The 15,150-nt window shown below is 67.5% G+C and carries 16 protein-coding genes; 8 read left to right on the forward strand and 8 right to left on the reverse strand.

The window, feature by feature from the left end; all coding sequences use genetic code 11:
* Positions 1 to 5: 5 nt before the first annotated feature.
* The 6 genes from HDA45_RS20820 (at position 6) to HDA45_RS20845 (ending at position 5,980) form a co-directional block, all read left to right on the forward strand.
* Positions 6 to 1,565, forward strand: coding sequence for a protein kinase family protein (locus HDA45_RS20820; protein WP_184905859.1), 1,560 nt, complete (start codon positions 6 to 8; stop codon positions 1,563 to 1,565).
* Positions 1,566 to 1,596: 31 nt separating this feature from the next.
* Complete coding sequence (sigM, locus tag HDA45_RS20825) at positions 1,597 to 2,256, forward strand: RNA polymerase sigma factor SigM (protein ID WP_101611566.1); 660 nt, start codon at positions 1,597 to 1,599, stop codon at positions 2,254 to 2,256.
* On the forward strand, positions 2,253 to 3,047 hold the full coding sequence (locus HDA45_RS20830) for a hypothetical protein (protein ID WP_184897833.1): 795 nt from the start codon (positions 2,253 to 2,255) through the stop codon (positions 3,045 to 3,047). Before sigM ends, HDA45_RS20830 begins: the two co-directional genes overlap by 4 nt.
* Positions 3,048 to 3,212: 165 nt before the next feature.
* Entirely contained in the window at positions 3,213 to 4,208 is a 996-nt protein-coding gene (gene trxB, locus HDA45_RS20835) for a thioredoxin-disulfide reductase (protein ID WP_184897835.1), read from the forward strand.
* A gap of 38 nt (positions 4,209 to 4,246) precedes the next feature.
* Positions 4,247 to 4,570: a thioredoxin gene (gene trxA, locus HDA45_RS20840; RefSeq protein WP_007032253.1), complete on the forward strand. Its 324-nt coding sequence runs from the start codon at positions 4,247 to 4,249 to the stop codon at positions 4,568 to 4,570.
* Positions 4,571 to 4,831: 261 nt separating this feature from the next.
* Positions 4,832 to 5,980 carry an N-acetylmuramoyl-L-alanine amidase gene (locus HDA45_RS20845; RefSeq protein ID WP_184897837.1) on the forward strand — a complete coding sequence of 383 codons (1,149 nt, stop codon included), beginning with the start codon at positions 4,832 to 4,834 and terminating at the stop codon, positions 5,978 to 5,980.
* Positions 5,981 to 6,279: 299 nt separating this feature from the next.
* Here the strand turns inward: HDA45_RS20845 and HDA45_RS20850 are convergent, their stop codons facing one another.
* Positions 6,280 to 6,924, reverse strand: coding sequence for a GNAT family N-acetyltransferase (locus tag HDA45_RS20850; protein ID WP_181775548.1), 645 nt, complete (start codon positions 6,922 to 6,924; stop codon positions 6,280 to 6,282).
* A gap of 195 nt (positions 6,925 to 7,119) precedes the next feature.
* Between HDA45_RS20850 and HDA45_RS20855 the strand changes: the two genes are divergently transcribed.
* Together HDA45_RS20855 and HDA45_RS20860 are read left to right on the forward strand one after the other, a co-directional pair.
* The gene (locus HDA45_RS20855) at positions 7,120 to 8,439 is read left to right on the forward strand and encodes an aminotransferase-like domain-containing protein (RefSeq protein WP_184897839.1); all 1,320 of its coding nucleotides are present in this window, start codon (positions 7,120 to 7,122) and stop codon (positions 8,437 to 8,439) included.
* A gap of 37 nt (positions 8,440 to 8,476) precedes the next feature.
* Positions 8,477 to 9,427 (forward strand): D-alanine--D-alanine ligase, encoded by a 951-nt coding sequence (locus tag HDA45_RS20860; protein WP_184897841.1) that lies wholly within the window; start codon positions 8,477 to 8,479, stop codon positions 9,425 to 9,427.
* Positions 9,428 to 9,430: 3 nt separating this feature from the next.
* On the opposite strand, the gene HDA45_RS20865 is transcribed toward HDA45_RS20860, so the two are convergent.
* The 7 genes from HDA45_RS20865 to yidC form a co-directional block, all read right to left on the reverse strand.
* A complete protein-coding gene (locus tag HDA45_RS20865) occupies positions 9,431 to 9,829 on the reverse strand; it encodes a hypothetical protein (RefSeq protein ID WP_343072119.1) in 399 nt (132 codons plus the stop codon).
* Positions 9,802 to 10,473, reverse strand: a complete 672-nt coding sequence (locus HDA45_RS20870) for an HAD family hydrolase (RefSeq protein ID WP_184897843.1) — start codon at positions 10,471 to 10,473, stop codon at positions 9,802 to 9,804. Before HDA45_RS20870 ends, HDA45_RS20865 begins: the two co-directional genes overlap by 28 nt.
* 85 nt (positions 10,474 to 10,558) lie before the next feature.
* The gene (locus HDA45_RS20875; protein ID WP_184897845.1) at positions 10,559 to 11,575 is read right to left on the reverse strand and encodes a ParB/RepB/Spo0J family partition protein; all 1,017 of its coding nucleotides are present in this window, start codon (positions 11,573 to 11,575) and stop codon (positions 10,559 to 10,561) included.
* A complete protein-coding gene (locus tag HDA45_RS20880; RefSeq protein ID WP_184897847.1) occupies positions 11,572 to 12,501 on the reverse strand; it encodes an AAA family ATPase in 930 nt (309 codons plus the stop codon). The genes HDA45_RS20875 and HDA45_RS20880 overlap by 4 nt, the downstream gene beginning before the upstream one ends.
* 64 nt (positions 12,502 to 12,565) lie before the next feature.
* Positions 12,566 to 13,246 (reverse strand): 16S rRNA (guanine(527)-N(7))-methyltransferase RsmG, encoded by a 681-nt coding sequence (rsmG, locus tag HDA45_RS20885; RefSeq protein WP_184897848.1) that lies wholly within the window; start codon positions 13,244 to 13,246, stop codon positions 12,566 to 12,568.
* Positions 13,247 to 13,457: 211 nt separating this feature from the next.
* Positions 13,458 to 14,015 (reverse strand): Jag family protein, encoded by a 558-nt coding sequence (locus HDA45_RS20890; protein WP_184897850.1) that lies wholly within the window; start codon positions 14,013 to 14,015, stop codon positions 13,458 to 13,460.
* A gap of 30 nt (positions 14,016 to 14,045) precedes the next feature.
* The gene (yidC, locus tag HDA45_RS20895) at positions 14,046 to 15,149 is read right to left on the reverse strand and encodes a membrane protein insertase YidC (protein WP_184897852.1); all 1,104 of its coding nucleotides are present in this window, start codon (positions 15,147 to 15,149) and stop codon (positions 14,046 to 14,048) included.
* Between the last annotated feature and the right edge of the window lies 1 nt (position 15,150).

The raw sequence follows: 15,150 nt of genomic DNA on the forward strand, positions 1-15,150 counted from the left end.
GCCAGGTGGGCATCCGGGCCCAAGGCGGGTCGCTGGCCCCTGGCCGGGTCGTCGGTGACGGCCGGTATCGCCTGCTCGCACAGTTCGGGGTGGACGAACGAGCCGCCGCGCATCTTTGGCGCGCGCGCGACGGCCAGCTGAAGCGTGATGTCGCGCTGACGCTGCTGGTCGGCGACCCGGCGGACGCGGAGGCCGCGAGGCTCGCGCGCCGGACCTTGGAGCGTGCGGCGCACGCCTCGAAGTTCGGCCACGGCGGGGTCGCTCGCGTCCTCGACGTGCTGAGCCTCGGCAGCGGCGTCACCTCGAGCGAAGGTCTGCTCGGTGTCGTCGTGGCGGAATGGACCAAGGGCAGCGACCTGGTCGACCTGGTGTCGCAGCGGCCGGTGGCGCCTGCCGCGGCGGCCAGGATGGTGCAGGCGCTGGCGGAAGCCGTCGACCACGCGCACCAGAACGGTCTCGTCCTCGGGCTCGACCATCCGCAGCGCCTGCGGCTCACCCCGGACGGCGCGCTGAAGCTCGCCTTCCCGGGCCCGTTGCCCGAAGCGACCCTTCGCGACGACGTCAAGGCGCTCGGCGCTGTCCTGTACCTGCTGCTGACCGGCCGCTGGGCCCTGCCCGGCGGACCGGCCGCGATCCCGGCGGCGCCGCACGCGCCGACCGGACGCGTCATCCCGCCGCGATCACTGGTCCCGACGGTGCCGGTCGAACTTTCGTCGCTCGCCGTCCGCACCATCGAGGACGGCGGCCACGGCGGTATCCGTACCAGCGCGGCCATCCTGCGCGTGCTGGACCAGGCCGCCGAGGCCGAGGAACGCACCCAGCTCATCAAGGCCGTCGGCGAGGAAGAAGCGGTGGCCGAACCGGACGGCACGGTCTGGACGACGAAGAAGCCGGTCAAGGACGTCGCGCGGCGCAAGAAGCTGGCGTTCGGCGTGACCGTGCTGGTCGTCGCGACCGTGGTCATCCTCGCCTGGGGCGGGATGATGATGATCAACCTGTTCCAGGGGGAATCGAAGTCCAGCGGCCCGAACATGAACGTCGCCGCGCCGTCGTCTTCGCAGGCTCCGCCGCCGTCGGGCGAGCAGCCGCCGCCCACCCAGCAACCGCCGGCGCCCGCCTTGGGTGCCGCGGTGAAGCCGTCGGCGGTCGCCGTGTTCAACCCGGGCAGCAAGGGCGACAGCCCCGGTCGCGCCAAGAACGCGACTGACGGCGAAGCGGGCACCTCCTGGAAGACCGACGAGTACGACAAGCAGTTCCCGGTGCTCAAGGACGGTGTCGGGCTGGTCGTGACCTTCAAGGACCCGATCAACCTCAGCCAGATCAAGATCGACGCGGGAAGCCCCGGCTCGAAGGTCGAGATCCGCTCCGCCGACAAGAAGAACCCGAAGCTCGACGAGACGAAGGTCGTCGGCGGCGGGGACCTCGCGGCGGGTGAATCGACCATCGCTCTGCAGCAGCCTCAGCAGGGTCAGTACTTCATCATCTGGATCACTCAGCTGGGTGAAGACGAGGACGGCAAGTTCGTCACCGAACTCAAGGAGCTGACCTTCCTGCCTGCGGGGTGACGTAAATCAAGGGGTCAGTAGGCTCTCCCGGGTGACAGCTGCAGCTCCCACGGACGCGGATCTCATAGCGGCGCATGCCGCTGGAGACCCGCACGCGTTCAGTGAACTGGTCCAGCGACATCGAGACCGCATGTGGGCGGTGGCCCTGCGCACCGTGCGGGATCCGGAAGAAGCCGCGGACGCCCTGCAGGACGCCTTCATCTCCGCGTTCCGCGCAGCGGGCAACTTCAGAGCAGAATCGCAGGTCACGACGTGGTTGCACCGCATCGTCGTGAACGCGTGCCTCGACCGGATCCGGCGAGGCAAGGCCAGACCGACCGTTCCGCTGCCGGAAACCGGGCAGTTCAACGAGCCCGCCTCGCCGCGTGACTCCATGTCCGAACGCGAGACGAGCCTCGTGGTCAAGGAAGCCCTCGATCAGCTTCCCGAAGAGCAACGTGCCCCGATCGTGTTGGTCGACGTCGAGGGATACTCCGTCGCCGAGACGGCGAAAATGCTCGGTATCGCCGAGGGCACGGTCAAGAGCAGGTGTGCTCGGGGTCGCGGAAAGCTCGCGAAGGTTCTCGGACATCTGCGGAACCCCGATGCGATTGCGAACGTCCCAACTCACGAAAGCAAACGTGTTCGCGCTACCCCGGAACGGGGTGCCAGGCGTCCTCAGGGCACGCCGGGTGACGGGGAGGGACGATGACAGACGAGAGCAGGGGGATCGGTGGGACCGTCGGTCCGCCGTGGTCTGTCGATGTGCTCGCCGACCTGCACGCAGGTGTGCTGGACGAGCGAGAGGCGGCCGAACTCTGGCCGTTGGTGAACGCCGACCCCGAAGCACTGGCGATCATCGAAGCACTTGAAGCGACCACGGCCGATCTCGCGGAACTCGCGAACGAGCCTGTCGCACCCATGCCCGCGGAGTTCGCGGCACGGATCGACGCGGCGCTGGCCGCCGAGATGCAGGCCCGTCAGGCGTCGCCTGCGTTTCAAGGCGCATCTGAAGGGCAGCAGGCGCAGGTCGCCCCGGTGGTGGACCTCGCGGCCGCACGGCGGCGGCGGAACAAGCGGATCGGCTGGGGCGCGGGGATAGCGACCGTGGCCGCGGCGGCCATCGCCGCCGTCGCGATCGTCGTACCCACCACGCAGCAGTCGACGCCGGGCGGCGTGGCGCAGCCCCCGCCCGCACCCACCGGCCCTTCGGTCGGCGGAGACGGCGGCGGCGCGGAGGCGCTCCTCGGCAAGGCGATCGGCGTCCGCGACTTCGGTTCGCTGAAGACCGAGGAGAAGCTGGACGCCTGTGTCGAGGCCGCCGGACTGGACCCCGACGTGCGGCCGGAAGGCATCCGGCCGGTGAACGTCGCGGGTAAGGACGGTGTGATGGTGATCTACACCACAGGCAAGCTCGCCCAGTTCCGCATCGTCGCCTTCGGTGCCGACTGCGGCCCGGGCAAACCGGCGGTCCTCTTCGACAAGATCATCGGACAGAAGTAGCAGTCAGAGGCGATAGCAAAGGTCCCTTGCTCTCCTCGGCGGGAGCAAGGGACCTTTGCTATCGCCGTCGCAAGGCCGGAGAAGTAGCGCCGGTCACCCCGGGAACACCGGCCCTTACGATCGTGTTGAGCCTGGTGAACAGGTCACTACGAGCGGAGGTCACGGGTGGCTGCCGAGGAGATCAGGAACCTGATCGTTGTTGGGTCGGGTCCTGCGGGGTACACCGCCGCTGTCTACGCGGCACGAGCGCAGCTCGAACCGTTGGTGTTCGAGGGCACTCAGTTCGGCGGTGCGTTGATGACGACGACGGAGGTCGAGAACTTCCCCGGCTTCCGCGAAGGCATCCAGGGTCCCGACCTCATGGAAGAGATGCGCGAGCAGGCCAAGCGTTTCGGCGCCGACCTGCGCCAGGAGGACGTCGAGTCCGTCGAGCTGACCGGAGACGTCAAGTACGTCTTCGCGAACGGCAAGCGCTACGCGGCCCGTGCGGTCGTGCTCTCGATGGGCGCCGCGGCCCGCTATCTGAACGTCCCCGGTGAGCAGGAATTGCTCGGCCGCGGCGTTTCGGCCTGTGCCACCTGCGACGGCTTCTTCTTCCGCGACCACGACATCGTGGTCGCCGGCGGCGGCGACTCCGCGATGGAGGAGGCGACCTTCCTGACGAAGTTCGCCAAGTCCGTCACGATCGTCCACCGTCGCGAGGAGTTCCGCGCCTCCCGGATCATGCTGGACAGGGCCCGCGAGAACGAGAAGATCAAGTGGGCGCTCAACAAGCAGATCACCGGTGTCGAGGGTGAGGGCAAGGTCGAGGGCCTGAAGCTCAAGGACACGGTGACCGGCGAGGAGTCCCAGCTGGACGTGACCGGGTTCTTCGTCGCCATCGGTCACGACCCGCGCAGCGAACTGGTGCGTGGTCAGGTGGACCTCGACGAGGACGGTTACGTGCTCACCCAGGGCCGGACGTCGTACACGAACCTTCCCGGTGTCTTCGCGGCCGGCGACCTGGTCGACCGCACTTACCGGCAGGCGATCACCGCCGCGGGTTCGGGCTGCGCCGCGGCGATCGACGCGGAACGATGGCTGGCGGAGCACGCCGGTGTCGAGACCGCTCAGGAATCCCCTGAGCTGGTCGGCGGCGGCTACGGCGCCACCACCAACTGACTTTCACAGCACCCGTTCATCCCCCAGGAGGAGACACCATGGCCAACACCGTGACGGTGACCGACAAGACCTTCGTCGACGACGTGCTGACGAGCGAGAAGCCCGTGCTGGTCGACTTCTGGGCGACGTGGTGCGGTCCGTGCAAGATGGTCGCCCCGGTGCTCGAGGAGATCGCGGCGGAAAACGGCGAGAAGCTGACCATCGCGAAGCTCGACATCGACGCCAACCCGAACACTGCGCGTGACTACCAGGTGATGTCGATCCCGACGCTGATCCTGTTCCAGGGCGGCAAGCCGGTGAAGCAGATCGTCGGCGCCAAGCCGAAGGCCGCGCTGCTGTCGGATCTCGCCGACGTCCTCTGATCTCGCGTTTCACCAGCCGAAACCCGGGGCCTGCCCAGGCTCCGGGTTTCGTCGTTCTCCCGGAGGGGTACATCTCACCGTCACGGGAACGTGATCAAGGCGCTCGGAAGGGTTCCCCGAACGGCGACTTGACGCACCGACCGGGCCTCCGCGCTCACCGAGAGTTCACAGGGCACAATAGAGCACCGGGGTTCGCCCCGCAGGGTTTTCAAAGTCGTGCATCGAGCTCGATCGGTGCCCCAAAGGAAGAGCGAGGAGTGCATGCGGGTACTCCGCCGCGGTGACGCCGGACCGGACGTCGCCGAGATCAGGTCCACGCTGGCGGCGATGGAGCTGCTCCCGCCGGTGACCGAATCCGGGGAGTACGAGGTCTTCGACACGGCGATGGAACATGCCGTGCGAGCGTTCCAGCAGGGCCGTGGGCTCATCACCGACGGTCTGGTGGGTCCGGCGACCTATCAAGCACTTCGTGGTGCGGGCTTCCATCTCGGCAGCCGCCCGCTGACCTACATGTTCTCCGCCCCCATGCAGGGCGACGACGTCTTCGCGCTCCAGGAGCGGCTGACCGAGCTCGGCTTCGACGCCGGCCGCCCGGACGGGCACTTCGGCGCCCAGACCGAGCGCGCGCTCAAGACCTTCCAGCGCGACATGCGCCTGGTCGCCGACGGTATGTGCGGTCCTGCCACCATCCGCGAGCTGCACCGGCTCTCCTCGCCGCGCGCCCGCGGCGGCCGCCCGGTCTTCCTGCGCGAGCAGGAGCAGGTGCGCCAGGCGGGCCCCCGGCTGCGCGGCAAGCGCATCGTGATCGACCCGGGTCACGGCGGCGAGGACCTCGGTGTCGTCGCGAGCGGTCTGCGTGAAGCGGACATCGCCTGGGATCTGGCGCGACGGCTCGAAGGCCGGATGCAGGCCACGGGCATGGAGGCGCTGATCTCGCGCGGCCCGAACCAGAGCCCGAGCGAAGGTGACCGCGCCAAGTTCGCGAACGAGGCGGGCGCCGACCTGTTCCTTTCGCTGCACAACGACAAGAACCCCTCGCCCAAGGCGCAGGGGGTCGCGAGCTTCCACTTCGGCACCGGCAACGGCACGACGTCGACCGTCGGCGAACTGCTGGCGGGCTTCATCCAGCGCGAACTGGCCGCCCGCACCGGCATGCTCGACTGCCGCACGCACTACAAGACCTGGGAGATCTTCACCCGCACCCGCTGCCCGGCCGTGCGGATCGAGATCGGCTACCTGACCAACCCGGAAGACAGCGCCAAACTGGCCGACCCGGCTTTCCGCGACGTCGTCGCCGAAGGCATCCTTGTCGCCGTGAAGCGCCTGTACCTCCTCGGCGAAGGGGACCAGCCGACAGGCACGTTCACCTTCGCGGACGTCCTGGCCCACGAACTCGCCAAAGCGGAGTAGCCAGTCCTCCACACCCGCACGCGGGCGCACATCCTCCTGCCGACACCCTCGGCACAACCGGTTGTGTGCCCCCTCGCCCGACCACGCCACCCCTAGATCCACCCGGCGCGCAGCCCCCGCCCTTCCCGGGGGGCGTCCCCAGGTCCAGCCTACCCATCCACAGATTTTCCACCGCTCCTATCAGCGATCTGTGGATAACTCGGCGGGTTACCCACAGCTGTCCCCAAGGCGGGGGATGGCTGCTGCGCGCACCTGAAAACTCTGCTAGAGCGGTGCGGTGAAGGGGTGGAACGCGAAGATCAGGCGCGACCCAGGCTCGGCTCGGCGGTGGTGATGGAGACCTGGCCGAGCAGCCGCTCGAGGGCCGCCTCCACGTCTTCCTTCCACGAAATCGCCGACCGCAGTTCCAGCCGCAGTCGCGGCCACCGCGGATGGGGCCGCACGGTTTTGAACCCGACGCTCTGCAGGAACGCGGCGGGCAGCACACAGCTGTGCCCGCCGTCCGGATCGGTCTCGTCGGGCTTGGCGTCGCCGAAGGCTTCGATCGCGCGGACCCCGCGTTTGGTCAGATCCTTCGCGACGGCCTGCACCAGCATCCGGCCGAGTCCGCCGCCCTGGAACTCGGGGAGGATCTGAAAGGCGGTCAGCAGGACCGCGTCCGGGCCGGGCGGTGAAGTGGGGAAGGCCAGCGAACGCGGCACGGCGTTCGGCGGCGCGTAGAGCACGAAGCCGACAGGCAAGGTGTCGCTGTAGACGATCCGGCCGCAGGAGCCCCATTCCAGCAGCACGCTGGAGACCCAGGCTTCCTTTTCGACCTCTGTCGCGCCGTACTCCTCGGCCTGCGCCTTCATATGCGGCGCCAGCTCCCAGTACACGCAGCGGCGGCAGCTCTTGGGCAAATGTTCGAGGTTGTCCAGGGTTACGCCCACGACGCGACGCGACACCGACAAACCTCCCTGAACGACGACACCCGACTCAGCCCTGTCCCGAGCAAGGCTCGCTGAAGGGGTCCTGACCGAGGATAGGCCGATGTGATGAACACCGGAAGGCCAGGGCCCCTCAAGGGAGGGTGGTTACACTCGATGGAACTACCAGTCGGTAGCGACTATGTCCACTTCGAAGCACGGGTGAAGCGCCTGATGACCGAGAATCGCCCTGTCAGGCCGCAGAGCGGCCGACACAACCTCGACCCGCATCTCGACCGCTACGCCGCGCGTACGGCCGGAATGACTGCTTCCGAGATCAGGGCCTTGTTCGCGGTGGCCAGTCGCCCCGAGGTGGTCTCGCTCGCCGGCGGGATGCCGAACCTCGCCGCCCTCCCGCTGGACACGCTGTCCACGCAGGTCAGCGAGCTCATCGCCGAAGACGGACTGGTCGCGCTCCAGTACGGTTCCGCGCACGGCGTCCCCGCGCTGCGCGAGCAGATCTGCGAAGTCATGGCCCTCGAGGGCATCAAAGCCCACCCGGACGACGTCGTCGTGACTGTCGGCTCTCAGATGGGCCTCGACATGGTCACCCGGCTGTTCTGCGACCCGGGCGACGTCATCATCGCCGAAGGACCTTCTTACGTCGGCGCGCTCGGCTCCTTCGCCGCGTACCAGGCGAACGTCGTGCACGTCGCGATGGACGACCACGGGCTGGTCCCCGAAGGGCTGCGAGCCGCGCTGGCGGAGACCAAGAAGACGGGCCAGCGGGTCAAGTTCCTCTACACGATCCCCAACTTCCACAACCCCGGCGGCGTCACGCTGGCCGTCGAGCGCCGCGCGGAGATCGTGGAGATCTGCCGTGAGCACGACATCCTCATCGTCGAGGACAACCCGTACGGACTGCTCGGCTTCAGCGGGCAGACGTATCCGGCGCTCCGCTCGATCGACCCCGACAATGTCGTGTACCTGGGCTCGTTCTCGAAGACCTTCGCTTCGGGCCTGCGGGTCGGCTGGGTGCTCGCACCGCACGCCGTCCGGGAGAAACTCGTGCTCGCGGCCGAGTCCGCGACACTTTGTCCGCCAACGCTTAACCAGTTGATCGTGTCGCGTTACCTCTCGACTCATGACTGGCAGGGCCAGATCAAGACCTTCCGCGAGAACTACCGGGAGCGCCGGGACGCGATCCTGTCCGCGCTCGATCAGCACATGCCCGCCGGCTGCAGCTGGACCAAACCCGACGGCGGTTTCTACGTCTGGATGACCGTCCCCGAGGGCGTGGACACGAAGGCGATGCTGCCGAGGGCCGTCACCGCCCGGGTCGCGTACGCCTCCGGAACCGGTTTCTACGCCGACGGTTTCGGCAGCAGGCAGCTGCGCCTTTCCTACTGCTACCCGACGCCAGAGCGGATCCGCGAAGGCGTCAGAAGGCTCGCCGCGGTGCTCGAGTCCGAAATGGACCTCGCGCGTACCTTCGGTAACGTGAGCCCACGCGCGATCTCGGGGCCACAAAACCCCTCTCCGGACACGGTCTGATCGACCGGACGTCCCCATAGACACAAAGGAGTCCTCGGTGGTCGACCGCACCGTCGCCGTACTCGCAGGCGGACTTTCCCACGAACGCGATGTCTCTCTTCGCTCCGGACGACGGCTGTCGGTCGCGCTGCGGGCGGAGGGGCTCATCGTCGAAGAGTGGGACACCGACGCGGGCCTGCTCGAACGTCTTCGCACCCAGCGCCCCGACGCGGCCATCGTCGCCCTTCACGGTGGTGAGGGGGAGAACGGTGCGGTGCAGACGGTGCTGGAAATGCTCGACGTCCCCTACGTCGGCACCAGTTCGCAGGGCTGCCGCCGCGCTTGGGACAAGCCGACGGCCAAGGCGCTGGTCGCCAACGCGGGCTTCACGACGCCGGACTGGGTCGTGCTGCCGCACAGCACCTTCCGCGAGCTCGGCGCGCAGGCCGTGCTGGACGCGATGGTCGAGACCCTCGGCCTGCCCCTGATCCTCAAGCCCGACCAGGGTGGTTCGGCGCTCGGTGCCCAGGTCGTCAAGGAGGCCTCGGAAATGCCCGGCGCGATGGTCGGCTGCTTCGCGTACGGCGACACCGTTCTCGCGGAGAAGTTCGTCTCCGGCGTCGAGGTGGCTGTGACGGTCATCGAAGGCGAGCATGGGCCCGAAGCCCTGCCCGCGGTCGAGATCGTGCCGGAGAGTGGCGTGTACGACTACACCGCCCGCTACACCGCCGGGCTGACCGACTTCTTCACCCCGGCGCGGATCTCCGACGACGCGGCCAAGGCCGTCGGCGAACTCGCCGTCGCCGCGCACCGGCAACTCGGACTTCGCGACATCTCGCGCACCGACGCCGTGGTCACCGACGACGGCACGGTCTACTTCCTCGCGGTGAACCCGTCGCCGGGCCTCACCGAGACGTCGATCGTGCCCATGGCGATCGAGGCCGGTGGCGGCACGCTCGGATCGGTCTTCGCCGACCTCGTCGGACGGGCGATCGCCCGCAAGAGCTGAGCTTCAGTCCCCGGCGACGACGACCTGGAACTCGTCTTCGTAGATGATCCGTCCCGGATTCGGCGACCTGACGGTCTCGCACGGGATCTTGTGCGTCTCCAGAATCGACAGGTAGCCGTCGACACGCTCGATGAAGACCCGGGCGCTCACCTTGAACCACGCCGCGGCCCCGGGGTTGACCTCGGCGTCGTAGACGGTCGGATCGTGGTGCGCCGGGTTGATGAAGTTCTCGTCGTACCAATCGTTGTTGGCCCGGCGGAAGGCTTCTTGCTCGGCGGTGAGGTGACCGGCTCGGGCGAGGTTGTTCACGAGACCGAAGACACCGGTGAAGTTGCCTCGCTTGTCGCGGGTCGGACTCTGGAAGCGAACGAAGGTCATCGCCGCGGCCACCCCCGTACCCACGCCAGCAGCTCCTCATCGCGCAGAGAGCCGATCACGACGTCAGCGGGGAAGTCCTGATGCTTCAGCGTGGGCACCCCGATGACGGGAACCCCTGCCGCCCGCGCCGACCGTAGGCCGGTCATCGAGTCCTCGAACGCCAGCGCGTCGGCAGGCTCGACGTTCAAGAGACCGCAAGCGGTCAAGTACATCTCCGGATCCGGTTTCGGCGCGGCCACCTCATCGGCGGCCAGTTTCACGGGAAACATTTCCGAAAGCCCGCCGCGAACGAGAGCGGCCTCCAGCAGAGCTCGGGGCGAGTTGCTCGCGACGGCGACCGGAACGGCCGCGGCGGTCAGTTCGACCAACTCACGCGCGCCGGGCATCGCCTCCGCCTTCGCGGTGACGACCTCGGTCACCAACCTCAGCAACTCGTCCGCGATCTCGGCGCCGCCGCCGGATTCGCCGAACGCCTCCGCCATCGCGTCGGCGGCGGCCGGTAGCGACTTGCCGATCACCAACGCCTTCTCGTCCGGACCGAACGGCAGACCTCGCCGCGCGAACAGTTCGGTCTCGGCCACCGACCAACACGGCTCGGTGTCCATCAGCAATCCATCGCAATCGAAGACCACCGCGCGCGGATTTCGGCCGCCGAAGAGTCCTCTCATACTTGCCCCCAGTTCAAGCACTCAGCGTTACTTGGTCATCATCACTCAGCAATCGTCACCGTGACAAAACGACCCGGGGTGATCCCTAATCGGTTTCACGTGTCTGATTTGCCTGATTTTCGTCCATGAGTGCCACGATGCGTTCAAGATCGTCTACGGACCCGAATTCGAGCGTGATCCGCCCTTTGCGACGACCCAAGTCGACCTTCACGCGAGTGTCGAACCGGTCCGAAAGCCGGTTCGCCAGTTCCTGGAGACCGGGCGCCTGGATCGGCTTGCGGGGAGCGGGCTTCGGTTTGGCCGGCTTCTCGCTCTTCTTGAGCGTGACGGCTTCCTCGGTCGCGCGGACGGACATGCCCTCCGCGACGATCCTCGCGGCCAACTCTTCCTGACTTTCGGCGTCCTCGAGAGAGAGCAGAGCCCGCGCGTGCCCGGCCGAAAGCACCCCGGCGGCGACCCGTCGCTGGACCGCGAGGGGGAGTTTGAGCAAGCGGATCGTGTTCGTGATGACCGGGCGGCTGCGCCCGATCCGACCGGCCAGCTCTTCGTGCGTGACCGCGAACTCGTCGAGCAGCTGCTGATACGCGGCCGCCTCTTCGAGCGGGTTGAGCTGAACGCGGTGGATGTTCTCGAGCAGCGCGTCGCGCAGCATCGCCTCGTCGGCGGTCTGGCGGACGATCGCCGGGATCGCCTCCAGCTCCGCCAGCTGAGACGCGCGCAGACGCCGCTCGCCCATGACGAGTTCGTACTCGTCGGTGCCGAGCTCCCGGACCACGATGGGCTGCATGAGCCCGAACTCGCGGATCGAATGCTCCAGCTCGTTGAGCGCGTCTTCGTCGAAGACCTGCCGCGGCTGCTTCGGGTTCGGCTTGATCTGGCTGACCGGCACCTCGCGGTAGACCGCGCCCGCCACCGTGCCGCCGTGCGAACCGGCCGCGCCGTTGGCCGCGAACCAGCCCTTGTCGTCCGGTCCGGCCGGGCCTGCCGGGGGAGCGGGAGCCGCGGCCGAACCGTTCTCGGCAGGGGCCGCGGAACCCGGTGGCGGGCCGGTGGGGATCAGGGCGGCGAGCCCGCGCCCGAGCCCCCCTCTGCGCTCGCTCATGCCGTACCGTTCCTTTCCTTCATCTCCGCTCCACGCTGAGCGATCTCCTTCGCCGCGTCCACGTAGCTCATCGCGCCTCGGGAACCGGGGTCGTACGCGAGGACCGTCTGCCCGTATCCGGGCGCCTCGGAGACCTTCACGCTGCGCGGGATCACCGTCTTGAGGACGGTGTCCCCGAAGTGATTCCGGACCTCGTTCGTCACCTGATCGGCCAGCTTCGTCCGGCCGTCGTACATGGTGAGCAGAATCGTGGAGACGCTGAGCTCGCGGTTGAGGTGCTTCTGGACGAGCTCGATGTTGCTCAGCAGCTGACCCAGACCTTCGAGCGCGTAGTACTCGCACTGGATCGGGATCAGCACCTCCTGCGCGGCGACCATCGCGTTGACGGTCAGCAGACCGAGCGACGGCGGGCAGTCGATGAAGACGTAGTCGACGCCGATCTCGTCGAGGATCTCGGACGAGAGCGCCTCCTTGAGCCGCATCTCGCGGGACGCCATCGACACGAGTTCGATCTCGGCGCCGGCGAGGTCGATGGTCGCGGGCACGCAGTAGAGGTTCTCCGACTGCTCGCTCTGCGCGGCCGCCTCGGCGAGCGTGACCTCACCGATCAGTACCTCGTAGATCGACGGCGTGCCGGAGCGGTGGTCGATGTCGAGCGCGGTGCTCGCGTTGCCCTGAGGGTCGAGGTCGATCACGAGTGTCTTGAGCCCGTGGACGGCCAGGGCGGCGGCGAGGTTCACCGTGCTCGTGGTCTTGCCGACGCCGCCCTTCTGGTTGGCGACCGTCAGCACGCGCCGACGGGTCGGTCGGGGGAGCGCGCCCTTCTTGGGGTGCAGCACGCTGGCGGCCCGAACGGCCTCTTCGGCGATGGGCGTCCAGCCGAGCTCGTGGCCAGTGCTCGCAGGGTCGGACGGTGGGGGAGTCACCGGTCTCGAGCCTCCTCTGTATTAGACGTGGGAGTCGTTCTGCGTTGTTTCACGTGGAACCGGTCTAGCTGCGCCTGCCGCGCTGTCGAGACGGTTTCGGAGGCAGACGATGGATCACGACGACCGTGCTGGGGACCTCAAGCACCTTGGTGCCGCACTCGAAGACTTCCGGCTCACCGCCGCCTGCCTTCCGGACGGCGACGCGATCGCGTTCGATTTCCTCTCCGGCGCTCGCTCCTTTGAGGGCGACCAGAGCACCTTGGGAACGCACGAGCGGGAGGCACCAGTTCGCGAGCCGGGCCAAGGGAGCGACTGCCCGGGCGGTGACGACATCCGCGCCACCGAGCTCCTCGCGTACCTGCCGCTCCTCCGCGCGCCCGCGGACAACGGTGATGGGGAGTTCCAGCTTCTCGGCAACCTCGGCCAGCCAGTCGACCCGGCGCGCCATCGGTTCGAGCAGAACGATATCGAGGTCCGGTCGGCTGATCGCGAGCGGTACACCCGGAAGCCCCGCACCCGACCCGACGTCGACCACACGGGCGCCGTCGGGGATCCGCTCGCCGATCACGGCGGAGTTCAGGACGTGCCGCTCCCAGAGCCGGTCGACCTCACGGGGACCGATGAGACCACGCTCGACGCCGTGGCGCTCCAGGAGTTCGACGTAGCCGACGGCTTGCTCGACGCGGTCTCCGAATACTTCCGACGCCGCACTCCGTACCGATGCGGCGACCCCGTCCAAGCCCACTCTTGCTCCTCAACCTCGACGCCGTTTCACGTGAAACGCGCTTCACCGATTGTCCATGACGCCGACCGCAAAGCGGGGAGACAGTCCGAAGTTGTGGACAACTCCACTCGTCTCCACGCGTTTCACGTGAAACGCCACGCTTGTAATTCACCCGGACAACAAAGAAGCGGCCCGCCGGATGACCGGCGGGCCGCTTCGTTCAGAGAACTCGTCAGGCGGGGAAGATGACGACCCGGCGCTTCGGGTCCTCGCCTTCACTCTCGCTCTTGACTCCGTCGACGGCGGCGACCGCGTCGTGCACGACCTTCCGCTCGAACGGGCTCATCGGCTGCAGCCGGACACGCTCGCCGGAAGAAACGACGGTCTCGGCTGTCGAGCGGCCGAGCTCGCGAAGCTCTTCGCGACGGTCCGCGCGCCAGCCCGCGATGTCCAGCATCAAGCGGCTCCGTGAGCCGGTCTCCTGCTGCACCGCCAGGCGCGTCAGCTCCTGCAGCGCCTCGAGGATGGTGCCGCGGGGGCCGACGAGCTTCTCCAGGTCCTCGCCACCGTCGATGCTGACGATCGCGCGGCCCGCTTCGACATCGAGGTCGATGTCGCCGTCGTAGTCCAGAAGGTCGAGCAGCCGCTCGAGGTAGTCGCCGGCGATGTCGCCCTCCTTCACGAGGACGTCGTCGTCGACACCTCCCTTGCGACCCGTCTCTTCAGCCGCGCCCTCGGTCTCGGCCGCGCTGTTCTCCTCGGCGTCGATCGTGTCGATCGTCTCCGCCATTGTCGGTCTCCTCTCCAGCCCGGATCGGCGTCAGCGACGCTTCCGGCCTGATTTCTTAGTCGAGTCAGAGATGAGACCGGGCACGTCCGCGCCGTTCTCCTTCGAGCCGTTCGTCGACGGCTCGGCTGATGCGTTCTCGGCGTCCTTCTTCTCCGCGGCGGACGAACCGGTCTGGGCGAAGCCGTGGGGCGAACCCGCCTTCTTGACCTGACCACCGGAGGACGGCTTGTTCTTCTTCTGCTGGACCGGCTTCTGACCGGGGCGCGGCGCTGTCGGCTTCTGGCCGGGCTTCGGGCCGAGGTTCGCGCGCTTCTCCTTCTCAGCTTCCTTGCGGGCCTCTTCTTCCTTGTCGATCTTCGTGTAGACGAGGCGCTGCTGCATCAGGGTCCAGCCGTTGTTCGCCAGCCAGTAGAAGAGGAGGCCGAGCGGGAACAGCGCACCGAAGACGAGGACACCGAGCGGGAAGATGTACATCGTCAGCTTGTTCATCATCGCGGTCTGCGGGGTGGCCGACTCGGGGTTCTGGCGCTGGACCGAGTGACGCGCGGTGAGGTGCGTGGCGATGCTCGCGATGATCATCAGCGGGATCGCGACCGGGGCGACACTCCAGTGGAAGCCTGCCGCCGCGTTGCCACCGCTGACCATGTCGACGCCGGTGTAGATGGCCTCACCGAGGTTCGTCCCGAACAGCTTCGCGTGGACGTACGACTCGACGCCGGCCTGATCGAAGAAGTAGTTCTCCGTCTTCGGGCCGCCGTACGGGTTGATGGTGAACATCCGCAGGACGTGGTTCAGACCGATGAAGACCGGGATCTGGAGCAGCATCGGCAGGCAGCTGCCCAGCGGGTTGACGCCGTGCTCCTTCTGGAGCTTCTGCATCTCCATCGCCTGGCGCTGCCGGTCGTTCGCGTACTTCTTCTGCACCTTCTTCATTTCCGGTGCGAAGTCCTGCATCTTCTTCATCGACCGGACCTGGTTCACGAACGGCTTGAACATGATGCCGCGGACGGTGAACGTCAGGAAGATGATCGCGAGGATCCAGGAGACCGCGTTCGCCTCACCGAACACAAGCCCGAAGACCTTGTGCCAACACCACAAGATGAAGGACACGGGGTAGTAGATGAAGTCGAGCACT

It is taken from the genome of Amycolatopsis umgeniensis (assembly GCF_014205155.1).
In the GTDB taxonomy this organism is placed as follows: Bacteria; Actinomycetota; Actinomycetes; order Mycobacteriales; family Pseudonocardiaceae; genus Amycolatopsis; species Amycolatopsis umgeniensis.

Bases quoted from the DNA above. Each gene is read 5' to 3' on its own strand.
- HDA45_RS20855 (WP_184897839.1), top strand. From the start codon at position 7,120: ATGACCGAGAATCGCCCTGTCAGGCCGCAGAGCGGCCGACACAACCTC.
- HDA45_RS20830 (WP_184897833.1), top strand. From the start codon at position 2,253: ATGACAGACGAGAGCAGGGGGATCGGTGGGACCGTCGGTCCGCCGTGG.
- HDA45_RS20875 (WP_184897845.1), bottom strand. From the start codon at position 11,575: ATGAGCGAGCGCAGAGGGGGGCTCGGGCGCGGGCTCGCCGCCCTGATC.
- HDA45_RS20845 (WP_184897837.1), top strand. From the start codon at position 4,832: ATGCGGGTACTCCGCCGCGGTGACGCCGGACCGGACGTCGCCGAGATC.
- trxA (WP_007032253.1), top strand. From the start codon at position 4,247: ATGGCCAACACCGTGACGGTGACCGACAAGACCTTCGTCGACGACGTG.
- HDA45_RS20890 (WP_184897850.1), bottom strand. From the start codon at position 14,015: ATGGCGGAGACGATCGACACGATCGACGCCGAGGAGAACAGCGCGGCC.
- HDA45_RS20870 (WP_184897843.1), bottom strand. From the start codon at position 10,473: ATGAGAGGACTCTTCGGCGGCCGAAATCCGCGCGCGGTGGTCTTCGAT.